This is a genomic window from Pseudomonas sp. BS3767 (genome assembly GCF_900099665.1).
GTDB classification, from domain to species: Bacteria; Pseudomonadota; Gammaproteobacteria; order Pseudomonadales; family Pseudomonadaceae; genus Aquipseudomonas; species Aquipseudomonas cerasi.
Window position 1 is genome coordinate 296,881 of sequence record NZ_FNCX01000006.1, and the last position, 15,581, is coordinate 312,461.

The following is a 15,581-nucleotide window of genomic DNA, read 5'->3' on the forward strand; positions in this document are numbered from 1 at the left end:
GGGAAGGTGGTGGCTGTCAGTTTTCCGGAGTATTACCGAGTGTTTACGGGCGAAAATTATGTAGTGCGCGTCGATATGACAGCCGTGCATTGCTCATAAACAAAGGCGCGGTCATAATGTAGCCCCTTTTTTCAGCCCCTACATGTGGAAGGTTCCCGTGACTCAGAAGCCCGACCAGTGTCTTGGTGAATGGATTGATCGTGAAGCTCTCGCCGAAGCGATGATCCCGCTCATCGGTCAGCTCTACCGCAATAATAATGTGGTGAGCTCGATCTATGGCCGTAGCCTGATCAACCGTTCAGTCATCGCGATTCTCAAAGCTCACCGCTTTGCGCGTCATCGTCAGTCCGATGCGGTTGAGTTGTCCGTACACGAGACGTTCCCGCTGATCAAGGCGATGAGCGAGCTCAAGCTGGGTGCCGCTTCGGTGGACCTGGGCAAGCTGGCCGTGAAGTTCAAGACCGAAGGCAATGGCCGCACGCCAGAGCAGTTCGTTCGCGAAGAACTGGCCAGTGTAGTGGGTCAGCAGGGCACCAGCCCACGCAAGGGCACCGATGTCGTGCTGTACGGTTTCGGTCGTATCGGCCGCCTGCTGGCGCGGATCCTGATCGAGAAGACCGGTGGTGGCGACGGCCTGCGTCTGCGCGCCATCGTGGTCCGCAAGGGCGCGGAAAACGATCTGGTCAAGCGCGCCAGCCTGCTGCGCCGTGACTCGGTTCACGGTCCGTTCGATGGCACCATCACCATCGACGAAGCCAACAGCACGCTCACCGCCAACGGCAACCTGATTCAGGTGATCTACGCCAAGAACCCGTCCGAGGTGGATTACACCCAGTACGGTATCAAGGACGCTCTGCTGGTGGACAACACCGGTGTATGGCGTGATGCCGACGGTCTGGGTCAGCATCTGGCCTGCCCGGGCATCGACCGCGTGGTCCTGACCGCGCCGGGCAAGGGCAAGCTGAAGAACATCGTGCACGGTATCAACCACGGTGAAATCACTGCGGACGACAAGATCGTCTCGGCGGCATCCTGCACCACCAACGCCATCGTGCCGGTGCTCAAGGCGGTCAACGACAAGTTCGGCATCACCAACGGTCACGTCGAAACGGTTCACTCGTACACCAACGACCAGAACCTGATCGACAACTTCCACAAGGGCGACCGTCGTGGCCGTAGCGCTGCATTGAACATGGTCATCACCGAAACCGGTGCCGCTACCGCTGCTGCCAAGGCATTGCCTGAGCTGGCCGGCAAGCTGACCGGCAACGCTATTCGCGTTCCGACGCCGAACGTGTCCATGGCCATTCTCAACCTCAACCTCGAGAAGCAGACCACTCGCGAAGAAATGAACGAGTACCTGCGCTACATGGCGCTCCACTCGGACCTGCACAAGCAGATCGACTTCGTGAACTCGCAGGAAGTGGTCTCCACTGACTTCGTCGGCTCGCGTCACGCCGGTGTGGTGGACGCCGAAGCGACCATCGTCAATGACAACCGCGTTGTGCTGTACGTCTGGTACGACAACGAATTCGGTTACAGCCATCAGGTAGTTCGCGTGATGGAAGACATGGCAGACGTCAATCCGCCAGCATTCCCGCAGTAAACGTTGAACGCTTGAGCTGCCCGGTCTGACTGGGGCAGCAGATAAACGGGCCGATCCCTGCGCAAGCAGGCTTCGGCCCGTTTTGTTTTGTGGCTGGCCATGAGAATCTGTCACGCGCAGATTTTCTGAACGATGGAGTATCAAGGATGAGCAGTTCGGCCCTGGACGGTTCGCAACACCCCCTCAAAAGCAGCTTCTTCCTGCTGTTTCTGACGATCTTCATCCCCTTCGGGCTGGGGCATTTCGTTTCCTACCTGTTTCGTACCGTCAATGCGGTGATCTACGTCGATCTGCAAACTGACCTGAGCTTGCCCGCCAGCAGTCTGGGTTTGCTGACCGGCGTGTACTTTCTGACCTTCGCCGCCGCGCAGATTCCGCTCGGCGTCATGCTGGACCGCTATGGGCCACGCAGCGTTCAGGCGCCGATGCTGTTGTTCGCGGTTGCCGGTTCGGTCATCTTCAGTATTTCCAGCACCGAAACCGGGTTGTTGATCGGGCGTGGTCTGATCGGCCTGGGGGTGGCGGGTTCGCTGATGAGCGCCATCAAGGCGTGTGCCATCTGGTTGCCGGTCGAGCGTTTGCCACTGAGTACCGCCTGTCTGCTGTCGATTGGCGGGCTGGGCGCGATGGCGTCGACTACGCCTTTGCATGTGCTGCTGAGCTGGTTGACCTGGCGAGAAGCATTTCTTGTTCTGGCGCTGCTGACCTTTTGTGTGGCGGTGGTCATACACCTCAGCGTCCCCAAAGCCTACGAAAGTAAAAACACGCGATACAGCGATATGTTTGCCGCGGTCGGCAAACTGTACTCGTCGTGGACGTTCTGGCGTCTGGCGCTGTACTCGGTGTTCGCGCACGCCATCTACATGTCGGTACTGTCTCTGTGGATGGGGCCGTGGTTACGTGATATGGCGGGCTTGAGCGATTCCGGGATGGCCAATGTGCTGTTGTTCGGAGCTATCGCGATGGTGGCGGGATCTCTGACGTTCGGCGCGATCACCGATTATCTGCGCAGGTTCGGTGTGCAGCCGATCATGATCTGTGGCACCGGTATGGTGATCTTTATCGGTTTTCAGGTGCTGATGGCCAGCGGCTTGCCGGTATCGCCTTATCTGATTGCCATGGGCTTCAGCTTCTTCGGCACCTCGACGACCATGAACTACGCCATTGTGGCGCAATCGGTATCACCGGAACTGGCGGGCAGGGTGAGTTCTTCATTCAATCTGGTGGTATTCGTGCTGGCGTTTTTCCTCCAGTGGCTGATGGGCGCTGTCCTTAATCTATGGCCAGCATCTCAGGGCGCCGGTCACTCGTTCGAGGCTTACCAGTGGTCGTTGGGCCTCATGATTGCCCTGCAATTGCCTGGCGTGCTGCTCTGGCTCAGCTTCCGTCCCTGGAAACGCAGTGCCTGAAACGCAAAACCCCGGCCGAGAGTCTCTCAAGCCGGGGTTTTCTTTTGCGATGCAGCGATCGATCAGCTGGCGGAAGCCGCCACAGGCGCTTCAAGCTTTTGCCCGCCCTTGCGGAACAGCACCAGCGTGGCCACCAGGCCCAGCACTGCTGCGCCGGTCAGCCAGATGCCTGGCGCTGCCTTGTTGCCCAATTCGTGAATCAGGTAAGTACAGGCCGCCGGGGTGAAGCCGCCGAAGGTCGCGGTCGCCAGGCTGTAGGCCAGCGAGAAACCCGTGGTGCGGACTTCGACCGGCATGATCTCGGTCAGCGCCACGACCATCGCGCCGTTGTAGGAGCCGTACAGGAACGAGAACCACAACTCGACCATCAGCAGATTGCCGAAGCTCGGGTGTGCGACCAGCCACGACAGGGCAGGGTAGGCAGTGGCGATGGCCAGCACGGTCGCGGCAATCAGCAGCGGCTTGCGGCCGATGCGATCGGAGAACGAACCCATGATCGGCAGCCAGATGAAGTTGGACACACCCACGCAGACCGTCACCAGCAGGCTTTCCAGGTCGGTCAGGTTCAGTTCGTTCTTGCCGAAGGTCGGAGTGTAGGCGGTGATCAGGTAGAACGACACGGTGGTCATCACCACCAATGCCATGCCACCCAGCACCAGGCCAAAGTTCTGGCTGATGGAGCGCACCACTTCACGCAGCGTTGGGCGATGGCTACGGGCTTCGAACTCCGGGGACTCTTCCAGCGAGCGACGGATGATGAAGATCGCCGGCACGATCAGGCAGCCGATCAGGAACGGCACGCGCCAGCCCCATTCGCCCATCTGCTCAGGGCTCAGCCAGTGGTTCAGACCCACGCCCAGCAAGCCGGCAAAGACCACGGCGGCCTGTTGGCTGGCGGACTGCCAGCTGACGAAGAAGCCTTTGCGGCCCGGTGTCGAGATTTCAGCCAGATACACCGAAACGCCACCCAGTTCCACACCCGCCGAGAAACCTTGCAGCAAACGACCGAGCAGCACCAGCAAGGGTGCGATGACACCCAGTGTGGCGTAGCCCGGCACGCAGGCAATCAACAGAGTGCCCATTGCCATCATCGCAAGGGTGATAATCAGCCCTTTGCGACGCCCGTGACGGTCGATGTAAGCGCCGAGAAAAATCGCGCCCAGAGGACGCATGAGGAAGCCTGCGCCGAAGGTCGCCAGCGACAGCATCAACGAAGCGAAAGCGCTGTCGGAAGGGAAGAAGGTTTTTGCGATGGCCGTGGCGTAGAAGCCATAGACCATGAAATCGAACATCTCGAGGAAGTTACCGCTGACAACGCGAAAGATCGCTTTGCCCTTACTTGTTGTGGAGGCCATTTAGTTACTCGCTCAGGCTCGTCGGCTTGGAGTCCGTTGTCGTTTTTATCCCGTTCGCATCGTCACTTCGTGTGTGCAACTGGCGATGCGCACTTGTAACAGTATGTGTAACAGGGCTCAAAGACAACCGTTTCGGCGATTTGCTATCGGTTAACTGACGCTTGACAGGTCAAGACAATTGAGATCTTGCGGCGTGTCATTTTGATGAAACCTGATGAACAGGCATGTCACGCAGGGATCATAAGTCGCCTTCGACCACTCAATATGCCGGTTGGCCTTGTATTGGGGTTGTTCACGGGGTGTCAGGGCGGGTTTATGGACGCTTTTCTGTCTTGTTCGCCGATGGCGGCAAGTCACTTTGAAGGTTTTTATAGTGCGGGGCATGGGTTTGCGTAGGTTTGGCAAGGTTGCAGGGTGCCTCGTGTTGCTGGTGTGCGGTGGTTGTGGCCAGGAACGCAAGCTGGAAAGCTTTGGCGGGCCGACCATGGGCAGCCATTATTCCGTGATGTATGCGCGCGCTTCCGGGCAGCCAGAGCCTGCGGCTGTGCGTCCCGAGGTTGAAGCGATTCTGGACGAGGTCGATCAGCAGATGTCGCTCTGGCGCACTGATTCTGATATCGAACGCTTCAATGCATTGCCTGCCAATAGCTGCCAGGCGATGCCGGAATCGGTCTTGAAGATGATCGGTGTGGGCGAACAGCTATCGCAGGAGAGCGACGGTGCCTTCGATCTGACGATCAAGCCGCTGATGGACCTGTGGGGATTGGGGCCTCATATGCTGTTCGAGCAGATGCCGCTGGTGCGGCAACTGGCCCGGACTCAGGCGCTGGTCGGCTATCGCAACCTGCGCATCGTCGGCGACCGGTTGTGCAAGAGTGCTGCCGTGCAAGTGGACCTCAACAGCATCGCCGCCGGCTATGCGGTAGATCGCATCAGCGAGCGGATGGACGCGCTCGGCTTGCACGATTATCTGGTGCAGGCTACGGGTGAACTGAAAGTCAGCGGGCTTAAGCCTGACGGCTCGCCCTGGCGAGTGACGCTCGATGCGCCGCTCGATGATGGCAATGTCACGCAAAAGGTATTTCCGCTGAAGGGCTACGCCGTATCTACGTCGGGCGACTATCGTCGTTACATCGACCATGACGGGTGGCGCATTTCCGATACGCTCGATGCCTTGACCGGTAAGCCGACCAGCCACGGCCTGGCGTCGGTGACCGTCATTCATCCCTCGGCGCTGATGGCCGACGGTCTGTCCTCCCTGCTGTTGATTCTCGGCCCGCAACAGGGCTGGAATTATGCGCAAGAACATAAAATCCCTGCTTTTTTTGTGATTCGTGCCGATAAGCGCTTTATCATCCGCAGCAACGCGTCGTTTGATCGTCTGGTCGTGGAGCAGTCGCGCTAATTCAACATGCCGGATCAGCCGGTCACTGGCGCCTCGTGCAGACAAAAATTGGCCTTCGACGCGACCAAGGGTTAATGTTCGCCGCCTCGGTGTAGCGCTAGACTGCGCCGCGTGATTTAGCCAGAGATGCCAGAGTGGCGCCTCGGTCTGTTTAAAGGAGTACGCATGGCTGTCTACAACTACGACGTAGTGGTACTGGGTTCCGGCCCTGCCGGAGAAGGCGCGGCAATGAACGCCGCCAAGGCGGGGCGCAAGGTCGCCATGGTCGACAGCCGTCGGCAGGTGGGCGGTAACTGCACCCATTTGGGTACCATTCCGTCCAAGGCCCTGCGTCACTCGGTCAAGCAGATCATTCAGTTCAACACCAATCCCATGTTCCGTGCCATCGGCGAGCCGCGCTGGTTTTCGTTTCCGGATGTGTTGAAAAACGCCGAAATGGTCATCTCAAAGCAAGTGGCCTCGCGCACCAGTTACTACGCCCGTAACCGCGTCGACGTGTTCTTCGGCACCGGCAGTTTTGCCGACGAGACCAGCATCAACGTGGTCTGCACCAACGGTGTGGTGGAAAAGCTGGTGGCCAACCAGATCATCATCGCCACCGGTTCGCGCCCTTATCGGCCGGCCGATATCGATTTCAGTCACAAACGCATCTACGACAGCGACACCATCCTCAGCCTGGGCCATACCCCGCGCAAGCTGATCATTTATGGCGCCGGTGTGATCGGCTGTGAATACGCCTCGATCTTCAGTGGCCTTGGCGTGCTGGTCGAGCTGGTCGATAACCGTGACCAGTTGCTGAGCTTCCTGGATTCGGAAATTTCCCAGGCGCTGAGCTATCACTTCAGTAACAACAACGTGATGGTTCGCCACAACGAAGAATACGAGAAGGTCGAAGGTCTGGATAACGGCGTTATCCTGCACCTCAAGTCCGGCAAGAAGATCAAGGCCGATGCCTTGCTGTGGTGCAACGGCCGTACCGGCAACACCGACAAGCTGGGTCTTGAGAACATCGGTCTGAAGGCCAACGGCCGTGGTCAGATCGAAGTGGACGAGACCTACCGCACCAGCGTTTCCAACGTCTACGGCGCCGGCGATGTGATTGGCTGGCCAAGCCTGGCCAGTGCGGCTTACGACCAGGGTCGTTCGGCAGCGGGCAGTATGGTCGACAATGGCAGCTGGCGTTATGTCAACGATGTGCCGACCGGGATCTACACCATCCCCGAGATCAGCTCGATCGGCAAGAACGAACACGAACTGACGCAGGCCAAGGTGCCTTACGAAGTGGGCAAGGCGTTCTTCAAGGGCATGGCGCGTGCGCAGATTTCCGGGGAGCGGGTCGGGATGCTGAAGATCCTGTTCCACCGCGAGACGCTCGAAGTGCTGGGCGTGCATTGCTTCGGTGACCAGGCGTCCGAGATCGTGCACATCGGTCAGGCAATCATGAGCCAGCCGGGTGAAGCGAACACCATGAAGTACTTCGTCAACACCACCTTCAACTACCCGACCATGGCCGAAGCCTATCGGGTAGCTGCATACGACGGCCTTAACCGGCTTTTTTAAGCGACTCCGGCCGGTGGCCTGAGCCGGCCGGGGAGACCGATTTCAGCGATTCCCGAGCGTGGCAGTGGCCAAACCGGGAAAGTCTGTAATCAGGCTGTCGACGCCGAAATCAGCGAGCCTGCGCATCAAGGCAGGCTCGTTGACTGTCCATACCGACACATGCAGGCCCTGACGCTGTGCTTTCTGCAGACGCTCCGGGGTACACAGTGTCCAGTTCAATGCCAGAATTTCACAGCCGTAACTCTGGGCGACCTTCAGTGGGTCAAGCCAGGCGTACTCGGCTACCAGCCCGCGCGATATGTCCGGCGTCAGGTCCATCGCGGCGCGCAGTACTTCGCGAGAGCTGGAGGTGATCGTCACCTTGTCCAGCAAGCCATGGCGCTGAGCCATTTCACGAATCGCCAGCACGGTGTTGGCGGCGCGAGTGCGTGAAGCGCTTTTGACCTCCAGCTGCCAGTGCTCGAAATCGCATTGTTCGAAGAGTTCTTCCAGGCGTGGAATCGGGCACGGTGAGACCCAGCCAGGGCCTCCCTTGCGTGCGTCATACGTCACCAGATCGGCTGCCAGGTGTTCATTGACCTTGCCGCGCCGGTCGGTGGTGCGCTTGAGGGTAGGGTCGTGAATGACCATCAACTCCCCGTCCTTTGAAAGGTGCAGGTCCAGTTCACAGCGGCGCACGCCGTGCTTGAGGCATTCCTGAAAGCTGGTCAGGGTGTTTTCCGGTGCTTCGCCCTTGGCGCCGCGGTGGCCGTAGATAAGGGTCACGTTTACTCCTGGCTACTGCTGATAGTGAAAAAGGGGCAGGGCGTTCAATTTCCGGAGGGCTGGCCCTGTTCCAGTGCCTGACGTCGCTGCTGAGCCTGACGCTGCAACACATGGCGGGCGAGTAACTGGCGCTGGGCGTCCGGAAGATTGACAAAATCGGTGCTGACATCGAAGTTGCCGTCTGCCAGCGTGTCGCACTGCGAAACCCTCGCGCGCAGCATCAGACCCGCGGCCTGTGGCATGAGCACCATCTTGATCGACAGCTGTTCGCCGACGGCAAAAGCCTGTTGCGAATTGAACTGGATCCCGCCTTCGGACAGTTTGACCGGCTGGGGAGCGCCCAGTTTGCCCAGTGCGGTGTGGGCAACCACTTCGCCCAGCAGGTCGATGCGCTTGCTCAGCGACTTGAGAAAACTGTTCAGCACCCGGTCGCGCTCGTCGAGCTGGCGCATCAGATGCTGCGACTCGAACTCGCTGACGTGCAGCTCGCTGAGCAGGTCGAACAGCGTCGAGGTGTCCTGCATGGCATCCTGGCTTGCCTGATCGGCGGCAGACAGGGGGTTAATTTCCAGTGCGACGCTGTCGTCGATACGGTAGTATTCGCGGCGTCCTGCTTCATCTAATGTCGACATGGCGAACCCAAGCTAGCGGCGGTGGTCAGAGAGTTTCGAGTGTAAAGCTGCACGTCAAGGCCCGCCACACGGACGTCCTCATTCCTGCGAACAAATTCCTACATGTTCAGACCTCTTTTTGTATTTATCGGCACGCGCTACACCCGTGCGAAGCGACGCAATCATTTTGTTTCCTTCATCTCCCTGACATCCATGATCGGCCTCGCCCTGGGCGTTGTGGTCATGATAGTCGTGTTATCGGTGATGAATGGTTTCGATCACGAAATGCGTACCCGTGTGCTCGGCATGGTGCCGCACGCGACCATCGAATCCGCTGACCCGATCACCGACTGGCGCGGTCTGGCCGCGAAGGTTCAGGAAAACCCGCAGGTGCTGGCCGTGGCGCCGTTCACCCAGATGCAGGGTTTGCTGACTCACGACGGCAAGGTCCAGAAAGTGCTGCTCAACGGTATCGACCCGCTTGAAGAGCGCAAGGTCTCGATCATTGACCACTTCATCAAGCAGGGCCAGCTCGACAGTCTTTCGCCCGGCAGCTTCGGCATCATGATCGGCGACAAGGCCGCGGCCAAGCTGGGCGTCGGCATCGGTGACAAACTGACCTTCGTTGCACCTGAAGTAACGGTGACGCCGGCCGGGATGTTCCCGCGCATGAAGCGTTTCGAGGTGACCGGCATCTTTCACGTCGGCGCTGGCGAAATCGACGGTTTCCTCGGGCTGACCAACCTCGATGACCTGGGCCGTCTGCACCGCTGGAAGCCCAATCAGGTGCAGGGCCTGCGTCTCAAGTTCGACGACCTGTTCGCCGCGCCACGTACCTCGTGGGAAATCGCGCAGAAGCTGGGCGAAAACAATTTCTACTCGCGTGACTGGACGCGCACCCACGGCAACCTGTATCAGGCCATCCGCATGGAAAAGGCCATGATCGGTCTGTTGCTGCTGCTGATCGTGGCGGTGGCGGCCTTCAATATCATTTCCACGCTGGTGATGGTGGTCAATGACAAGAAGGGCGACATCGCCATTCTGCGTACCCTGGGCGCTACGCCGCGACAGATCATGGCGATATTCATGGTCCAGGGCACGGTGATCGGCGTGGTCGGTACGCTGATCGGCGCGGCACTGGGTATTCTGGCGGCGCTCAATGTCAGCGCAGCCATTGCTGCACTCGAAGGGCTGATCGGCCACAAGTTTCTCAACGCCGACGTCTACTTCATCGATTACCTGCCTTCGCAACTGATGGCCCAGGACGTGTTCCAGGTCTGCGGTGCAGCGTTGGTCCTGAGTTTCCTCGCCACCCTGTATCCCGCCTGGCGTGCTGCGCGCACCCAGCCGGCGGAGGCGTTACGTTATGAGTGAGTCGGGCATGTCTGATAAAGCAGTATTGAGTTGCCGCAACCTGGGTAAATCCTACGAGGAAGGCCCGGAATCCGTGGTGGTGTTGTCCGGTCTGCAGCTGGAGTTGCACCCCGGCGAGCGTGTCGCGATCGTCGGCAGTTCGGGGTCGGGCAAAAGTACCTTGCTCAACCTGCTGGGTGGGCTGGATACGCCGTCCGAAGGCAGTGTGTGGCTCGCGGGCGAAGAGTTGTCGGCGCTGGGCGAAAAGGCCCGAGGCCTGCTGCGTAACCGGGCGCTGGGTTTCGTCTACCAGTTCCACCATCTGCTGCCGGAATTCACTGCGCTTGAAAACGTCTGCATGCCATTGCTGATCGGCCGTACGCCCATCCCTGAAGCCCGCAAGCGTTCCACCGCACTGCTGGAGCGTGTCGGTCTCGGGCATCGTCTGGCGCACAAGCCTTCGGAGCTGTCCGGTGGCGAGCGTCAGCGTGTGGCAATTGCCCGTGCCTTGATCAATCAGCCGGGTCTGGTGATGCTCGACGAGCCTACCGGCAACCTCGATCACCACACGGCGCAGGGCATTCAGGACCTGATGCGTGAATTGAGCACGTCGTCGCGCACGGCGTTTCTGATCGTGACCCATGACATGAACCTGGCCCGGCAAATGGACCGTGTCCTGCGTCTGGAAGACGGCCGCCTCGTCGAGGCCTGATCGACCCGGCCCGGCGCCATTCATCGCGTCGGGTTCCAGTTTTTATACGGTGTATTTTTCCACGGTGCTTCGCGAATGTTCAGACCGTTACCCATCTTCATCGGCATGCGCTATACCCGCGCCAAACGCCGCAAAAGCTTCATCTCGTTCATTTCGATGACCTCGATGATCGGTCTGGCACTCGGTGTCCTGGCGATGATCGTGGTGCTGTCGGTCATGAACGGTTTCCAGCGGGAAATGAGCTCGCGGATTCTCGGCATGGTGCCGCACGCGGTCATTGCCGGTACCACGCCGGTCGATGACTGGAAACCGCTGGCCGACGCTGCGCTGAAAAACCCTGAAGTCACTGCTGCCGTGCCGTTCACCGACATGGAAGGCATGCTGTCCTACAAGGGCTCGATGCAGCCGATCCAGATCAGCGGTGTCGACCCGGCGCTGGAACATGAAGTGTCGATCGTCACGCAGCACATCACCCGCGGAAGCCTCGAAGACCTCAAGCCGGGCGAGTTCGGCGTGGTGCTCGGTGATATCACCGCACGCCGCTTTCGTTTGACTATCGGCGACAAGCTGACCCTGATCGTGCCGGAAGTGAGCAGCGCCCCTGGCGGCATCACGCCGCGCCTGCAACGCCTGACTGTCGTGGGTATCTTCAAGGTCGGTGCCGAGCTGGACGGTTCGATGGGCCTGATCAACATCGCCGATGCGGCACAGATGCAGCGCTGGCAGCCGAACCAGGTTCAGGGTGTGCGACTGGCGCTCAAGGATCTGTACAAGGCGCCTCAGGTGTCCACCGCCATTGCCGCCGGCCTCGGTGAGGGCTATCGCGCCGATGACTGGACCCACACTCAGGGCAGCCTGTTCAGCGCCATGAAGATGGAAAAGACCATGATCGGTCTGTTGCTGCTGATGATCGTCGCCGTGGCTGCGTTCAACATCATTGCCACGCTAATCATGGTGGTCAACGACAAGGGCGCAGATATCGCCATCCTGCGCACCATCGGCGCCACGCCGCGGCAGATCATGGCGATTTTCGTGGTCCAGGGCACCGTCATCGGCATTGTCGGTACATTGATCGGCGGCATCCTGGGGATTATTGCAGCGCTGAACGTCAGCAGCCTGGTGGGCTGGATCGAGCGGGTCAGCGGCCAGCACATCTTCAGTTCCGATGTGTATTTCATCAGCAACCTGCCGTCCGAACTGCAGGCCGGTGACGTGCTGCTGATCTGCAGTGCCGGGTTTATCCTGAGCTTTCTGGCGACCATCTACCCCGCATGGCGCGCCGCGCAGATCCAGCCAGCGCACGCACTGCGTTACGAGTGACAGGGCCTTAGCCACCTTCGTCGAGGCCGCACGGCGGCCTGCGCGGGTGGCGGGGCAAGGCTGATTTCGCTGAAAGCCCCGCGCAAACGCTATAAACTCGCCGCGTTAATTCATGATCCAGGTATCGCCATGCATCCCGCAGCCGAACACTCGCCGCTGGGCAAGTCCAGTGAGTACATCGCCACCTACACGCCGTCTCTGTTGTTCCCGATTCCTCGTGCCGCAAAATGGGCCGAGCTTGGGCTCACCGCGCAGACGCTGCCTTATCAGGGTGTCGATTTCTGGAACTGCTACGAGCTGTCATGGCTGCTGCCTTCCGGCAAGCCGGTGGTGGCCATTGGCGAATTCAGTATTCCGGCCGAATCGCCGAACATCATCGAATCGAAGTCGTTCAAGCTGTACCTCAATTCGCTGAATCAGACAGCTTTCGCGAGCGTCGAACAGCTGCAGACCACCCTTGAGCAGGATCTGTCGGCCGCGGCGGGCAAGCCGGTCGGGGTGCGTATTCGCAGTCTGGCGGCGATCGAAGAAGAAGGTGTCGCGGCTTTGCCGGGCGTATGTATCGACGACCTGGACATCTCGGTCAGCAGCTATGACCGGCCGCAGCCCGAGTTGCTGCATTGTGATGACTCGCGGGTGGTGGAAGAGAGCGTGCACAGTCACCTGCTCAAGTCCAACTGCCCGGTCACCAGTCAGCCCGACTGGGGCAGTGTAGTCGTCGAATATCGCGGCGCGGCGCTGGATCATGCCAGCCTGCTGGCGTATATCGTCAGCTTCCGCCAGCATTCGGACTTTCACGAGCAGTGTGTGGAAAGAATCTTCCTCGACCTGCAGCGTTTGCTCAAACCGGAAAAACTGACGGTTTACGCACGCTACGTGCGCCGCGGGGGTCTGGATATCAACCCGTATCGCAGCACAGAAACGCTGGACGTGAGCAATCGCAGGCTGGCGCGGCAGTAATAGCGTCTGCCGCCAAGGGCGTGGACGCAGAGCGTCCGGAACGGCATTCCCACGCGGAGCGTGAGGAACGATAGGTGTGTGGGCATGCATTGGGTGACGCTCTGCGTCAAAACTCTGCGTCGCACCGCGCATCAGCGGCCGGACGCAGAGCCATTAGAACGGCATCCCCCAATCAGACCCCGATATTGCCTAGCGTCTGCACGATGTTGCGCAAGGTGCCGGCGATGGTCGGATGCTCCAGCTCGAAACGCTCGACGGCCAGATTCACGCCATCAGCCAGGCTGCTGTCCTGCTCGTGGGTGGCCTGTTCCAGCTGAATTTTAGTTTCAATTTGTTGCATGAGTTCGTGCAGGTTTTCCCGCTCGGACTCTGACATCGGCGGGTTATGCTCCAGTTGCTCGCGCAGGGTATTGAGTTGCTCTTGCAGTTCGCGGGCGGGCATGACGTGCTCCTTGATTGATAAGTCTGTCTCATGGACTTCGCCGGAGCGTTAAAGGTCCATGTTCACTCAAGACTAATCCAGTCAACGCCTTGCTGCATATGTATCAGGGTTTTTCGCCCTTGCTGCGTCGCAGGGCAATGTCGGCCAGGCAGGATTCCAGTTCACCCAGGTGGTCGATCACCGAATGCACGCCCAGCGAATAGAGTTTGAGCGTGGCCTGTGCGCGTCGCTGTTCGCGTTCTGCATCGCCGAGTGCCTGCCATTGTGAAGGCGAGAGCCCGCACAGTGGTCCGCAGGATGCCAGGCCAATGGTCCACAGTCCGGCGTTCAGTCCGGACTGCAACAGGCGCGGGTCGCCGCTGATCAGGACGCAACCATCCAGGTGGCTGACTTTCAGGGCCATCAATGCCATCCAGCAGGCATCCGGGGCGGGCCAGCCTGCAGTGGGGCGGGGCGCGGGAATCATCCAGTCATTCACCGGCACAGCCAGTGCGCTGCTCACGCTTTCAGGCAGTTCCTCGAGCCAGGCGCAAGGCATGCTCTGCTCGCGCAGGGTCTGCAGAATAGCCTCTGCGCCCGGTGTGAACTGTGTGTGCTCATGGCCGGGTGCGCGCGAGTTCGCGGCCTGCGCACCGAAGTCCACCAGGCAGCCGCTCAGGCCGAACAGCAGGGCAGGGAAGGTTGGCAAAGGCGTGATGACCGGGGCGAGCATGAGGATCTCTCTGAAATATCGAGAAACGCTACCGATCTTTTGTGACGCTTCGATGAATGTGCGATGACGGGGTTTATGCGGAACCCTTTGCTGACAGACCTGCCTTATTCTCGACAGAAGGCTTTATACTCCCTGTCCTAGCGTGTGGGGCGTAGCACCCGCGTCATTATTTCGATATCTCGATCAGGAGTGTCAGCTATGCCCGTGACCGGTGCAGGCTTTATCAAACGTTTGGTGCAATTGTCCCTGTGTGCAGGCATCGCGCTGGTTCCAGTAGCCGTTCAGGCCGCTGAGGACGATCCCTGGGAAGGTATCAACCGTTCCATTTTCACCTTCAACGATACCCTTGATGCCTACACGCTCAAGCCGCTGGCCAAGGGGTATCAGTACATCGCGCCGCAATTCGTCGAAGACGGTATCCATAACTTCTTCAGCAACATCGGCGATGTCGGCAACCTGGCGAACAACGTGCTGCAGGCCAAGCCTGAAGCGGCGGGCGTCGACACGGCGCGCCTGATCGTCAACACTACTTTCGGTCTGCTGGGCTTCATCGACGTGGGTACCCGCATGGGCCTGCAGCGCAACGATGAAGACTTCGGTCAGACGCTGGGCTACTGGGGCGTGCCGAGCGGCCCGTTCGTGGTCATTCCGTTTCTGGGGCCAAGCACCGTACGTGATGCGTTCGCCAAGTACCCGGACACCTACACCTCGCCTTACCGCTACATCGATCATGTCCCGACCCGTAACACGGCGCTGGGCGTCAACCTGGTCGATACGCGGGCCAGCCTGCTGTCTGCCGAGCGCATGGTCAGTGGCGATCGCTACACCTTCATTCGCAATGCCTATTTGCAGAACCGCGAGTTCAAGGTCAAGGATGGCAAGGTCGAAGACGATTTTTAATCACTGCTTTGCCTCTGCATGAATCAATAAAGGCGACCCTGGGTCGCCTTTATTATTTTGTAAAAATGTGAACCTGTTCCGCCTGTTTTCACTTCATCGAGACGATTGAAAGTCCCAGTTTCTGTACGCCACCTTCTTCATCATTCACCCAGACCACCTCGGTTTCGGCTTCAAGCCCTTTGAGCGCAGGATGGTCAGAGTCAATGCGCACGCTGAGTTTGTCTCCGACCTGGAACAAGCGTGGCGCCTGAACCTGCATGCCGGAGCTTGAAAGATCAATGCATACGGCAGGGATGACCTGGCCGGCGTGGATCAGGTTGACGTCTGCATCGACGCGCATGCGGATGTAATCCCGCTTTTCCTCGTAGTCGCGATCATTTCGACTCATGTACAGTCCTTCGTTTTAGTTGCTGATTTGTGAGTTCTTATAACTCTGGGTGATTTGCGATGTAAAGAGCGCAAAGTGAGGGT

15 protein-coding genes are annotated in these 15,581 nt (G+C 59.3%); 9 read left to right on the forward strand and 6 right to left on the reverse strand.

Translation table 11 applies throughout. The features are described 5' to 3' along the window. Positions 1-142: 142 nt before the first annotated feature. Together BLR16_RS18850 and BLR16_RS18855 are read left to right on the forward strand one after the other, a co-directional pair. Positions 143-1,606: a glyceraldehyde-3-phosphate dehydrogenase gene (locus tag BLR16_RS18850; RefSeq protein ID WP_003371610.1), complete on the forward strand. Its 1,464-nt coding sequence runs from the start codon at positions 143-145 to the stop codon at positions 1,604-1,606. 146 nt (positions 1,607-1,752) lie between these two features. Next, complete coding sequence (locus tag BLR16_RS18855) at positions 1,753-3,015, forward strand: MFS transporter (protein WP_003371612.1); 1,263 nt, start codon at positions 1,753-1,755, stop codon at positions 3,013-3,015. A 62-nt stretch (positions 3,016-3,077) separates the two neighbouring features. Here the strand turns inward: BLR16_RS18855 and BLR16_RS18860 are convergent, their stop codons facing one another. Next, complete coding sequence (locus tag BLR16_RS18860) at positions 3,078-4,370, reverse strand: MFS transporter (protein WP_003371614.1); 1,293 nt, start codon at positions 4,368-4,370, stop codon at positions 3,078-3,080. A gap of 382 nt (positions 4,371-4,752) precedes the next feature. Between BLR16_RS18860 and BLR16_RS18865 the strand changes: the two genes are divergently transcribed. After that, positions 4,753-5,775 carry an FAD:protein FMN transferase gene (locus BLR16_RS18865; RefSeq protein ID WP_161437871.1) on the forward strand — a complete coding sequence of 341 codons (1,023 nt, stop codon included), beginning with the start codon at positions 4,753-4,755 and terminating at the stop codon, positions 5,773-5,775. 165 nt (positions 5,776-5,940) lie between these two features. Then, entirely contained in the window at positions 5,941-7,335 is a 1,395-nt protein-coding gene (gene sthA / locus BLR16_RS18870) for a Si-specific NAD(P)(+) transhydrogenase (RefSeq protein WP_003436620.1), read from the forward strand. A gap of 42 nt (positions 7,336-7,377) precedes the next feature. On the opposite strand, the gene BLR16_RS18875 is transcribed toward sthA, so the two are convergent. Together BLR16_RS18875 and BLR16_RS18880 are read right to left on the reverse strand one after the other, a co-directional pair. Further along, the gene (locus tag BLR16_RS18875; RefSeq protein WP_003371619.1) at positions 7,378-8,100 is read right to left on the reverse strand and encodes a glycerophosphodiester phosphodiesterase; all 723 of its coding nucleotides are present in this window, start codon (positions 8,098-8,100) and stop codon (positions 7,378-7,380) included. 44 nt (positions 8,101-8,144) lie between these two features. Further along, on the reverse strand, positions 8,145-8,732 hold the full coding sequence (locus tag BLR16_RS18880) for a PilZ domain-containing protein (RefSeq protein ID WP_003371621.1): 588 nt from the start codon (positions 8,730-8,732) through the stop codon (positions 8,145-8,147). 102 nt (positions 8,733-8,834) lie between these two features. Here BLR16_RS18880 and BLR16_RS18885 point away from each other — a divergent pair, with 102 nt between their 5' ends. The 4 genes from BLR16_RS18885 (at position 8,835) to queF (ending at position 13,056) form a co-directional block, all read left to right on the forward strand. Continuing rightward, complete coding sequence (locus BLR16_RS18885; RefSeq protein WP_003315078.1) at positions 8,835-10,085, forward strand: lipoprotein-releasing ABC transporter permease subunit; 1,251 nt, start codon at positions 8,835-8,837, stop codon at positions 10,083-10,085. Between the two features lie 7 nt (positions 10,086-10,092). Beyond that, positions 10,093-10,776, forward strand: a complete 684-nt coding sequence (gene lolD / locus BLR16_RS18890) for a lipoprotein-releasing ABC transporter ATP-binding protein LolD (protein ID WP_016567727.1) — start codon at positions 10,093-10,095, stop codon at positions 10,774-10,776. 75 nt (positions 10,777-10,851) lie between these two features. Further along, a complete protein-coding gene (locus BLR16_RS18895) occupies positions 10,852-12,096 on the forward strand; it encodes a lipoprotein-releasing ABC transporter permease subunit (RefSeq protein WP_003371628.1) in 1,245 nt (414 codons plus the stop codon). Positions 12,097-12,225: 129 nt separating this feature from the next. After that, entirely contained in the window at positions 12,226-13,056 is an 831-nt protein-coding gene (gene queF / locus BLR16_RS18900) for an NADPH-dependent 7-cyano-7-deazaguanine reductase QueF (protein ID WP_003436606.1), read from the forward strand. Positions 13,057-13,228: 172 nt separating this feature from the next. Here queF and BLR16_RS18905 read toward each other — a convergent pair whose 3' ends face one another. Further along, the gene (locus BLR16_RS18905; protein WP_003315072.1) at positions 13,229-13,498 is read right to left on the reverse strand and encodes a DUF4404 family protein; all 270 of its coding nucleotides are present in this window, start codon (positions 13,496-13,498) and stop codon (positions 13,229-13,231) included. 103 nt (positions 13,499-13,601) lie between these two features. Next, positions 13,602-14,210 (reverse strand): HAD superfamily inactivated hydrolase PcrP, encoded by a 609-nt coding sequence (locus BLR16_RS18910; RefSeq protein WP_003436603.1) that lies wholly within the window; start codon positions 14,208-14,210, stop codon positions 13,602-13,604. Positions 14,211-14,408: 198 nt separating this feature from the next. On the opposite strand from BLR16_RS18910, the gene BLR16_RS18915 reads away from it, so the two are divergent. Further along, the gene (locus tag BLR16_RS18915) at positions 14,409-15,110 is read left to right on the forward strand and encodes an MlaA family lipoprotein (RefSeq protein WP_003371636.1); all 702 of its coding nucleotides are present in this window, start codon (positions 14,409-14,411) and stop codon (positions 15,108-15,110) included. Positions 15,111-15,198: 88 nt separating this feature from the next. On the opposite strand, the gene BLR16_RS18920 is transcribed toward BLR16_RS18915, so the two are convergent. After that, positions 15,199-15,498: a PilZ domain-containing protein gene (locus BLR16_RS18920; RefSeq protein ID WP_003371638.1), complete on the reverse strand. Its 300-nt coding sequence runs from the start codon at positions 15,496-15,498 to the stop codon at positions 15,199-15,201. Between the last annotated feature and the right edge of the window lie 83 nt (positions 15,499-15,581).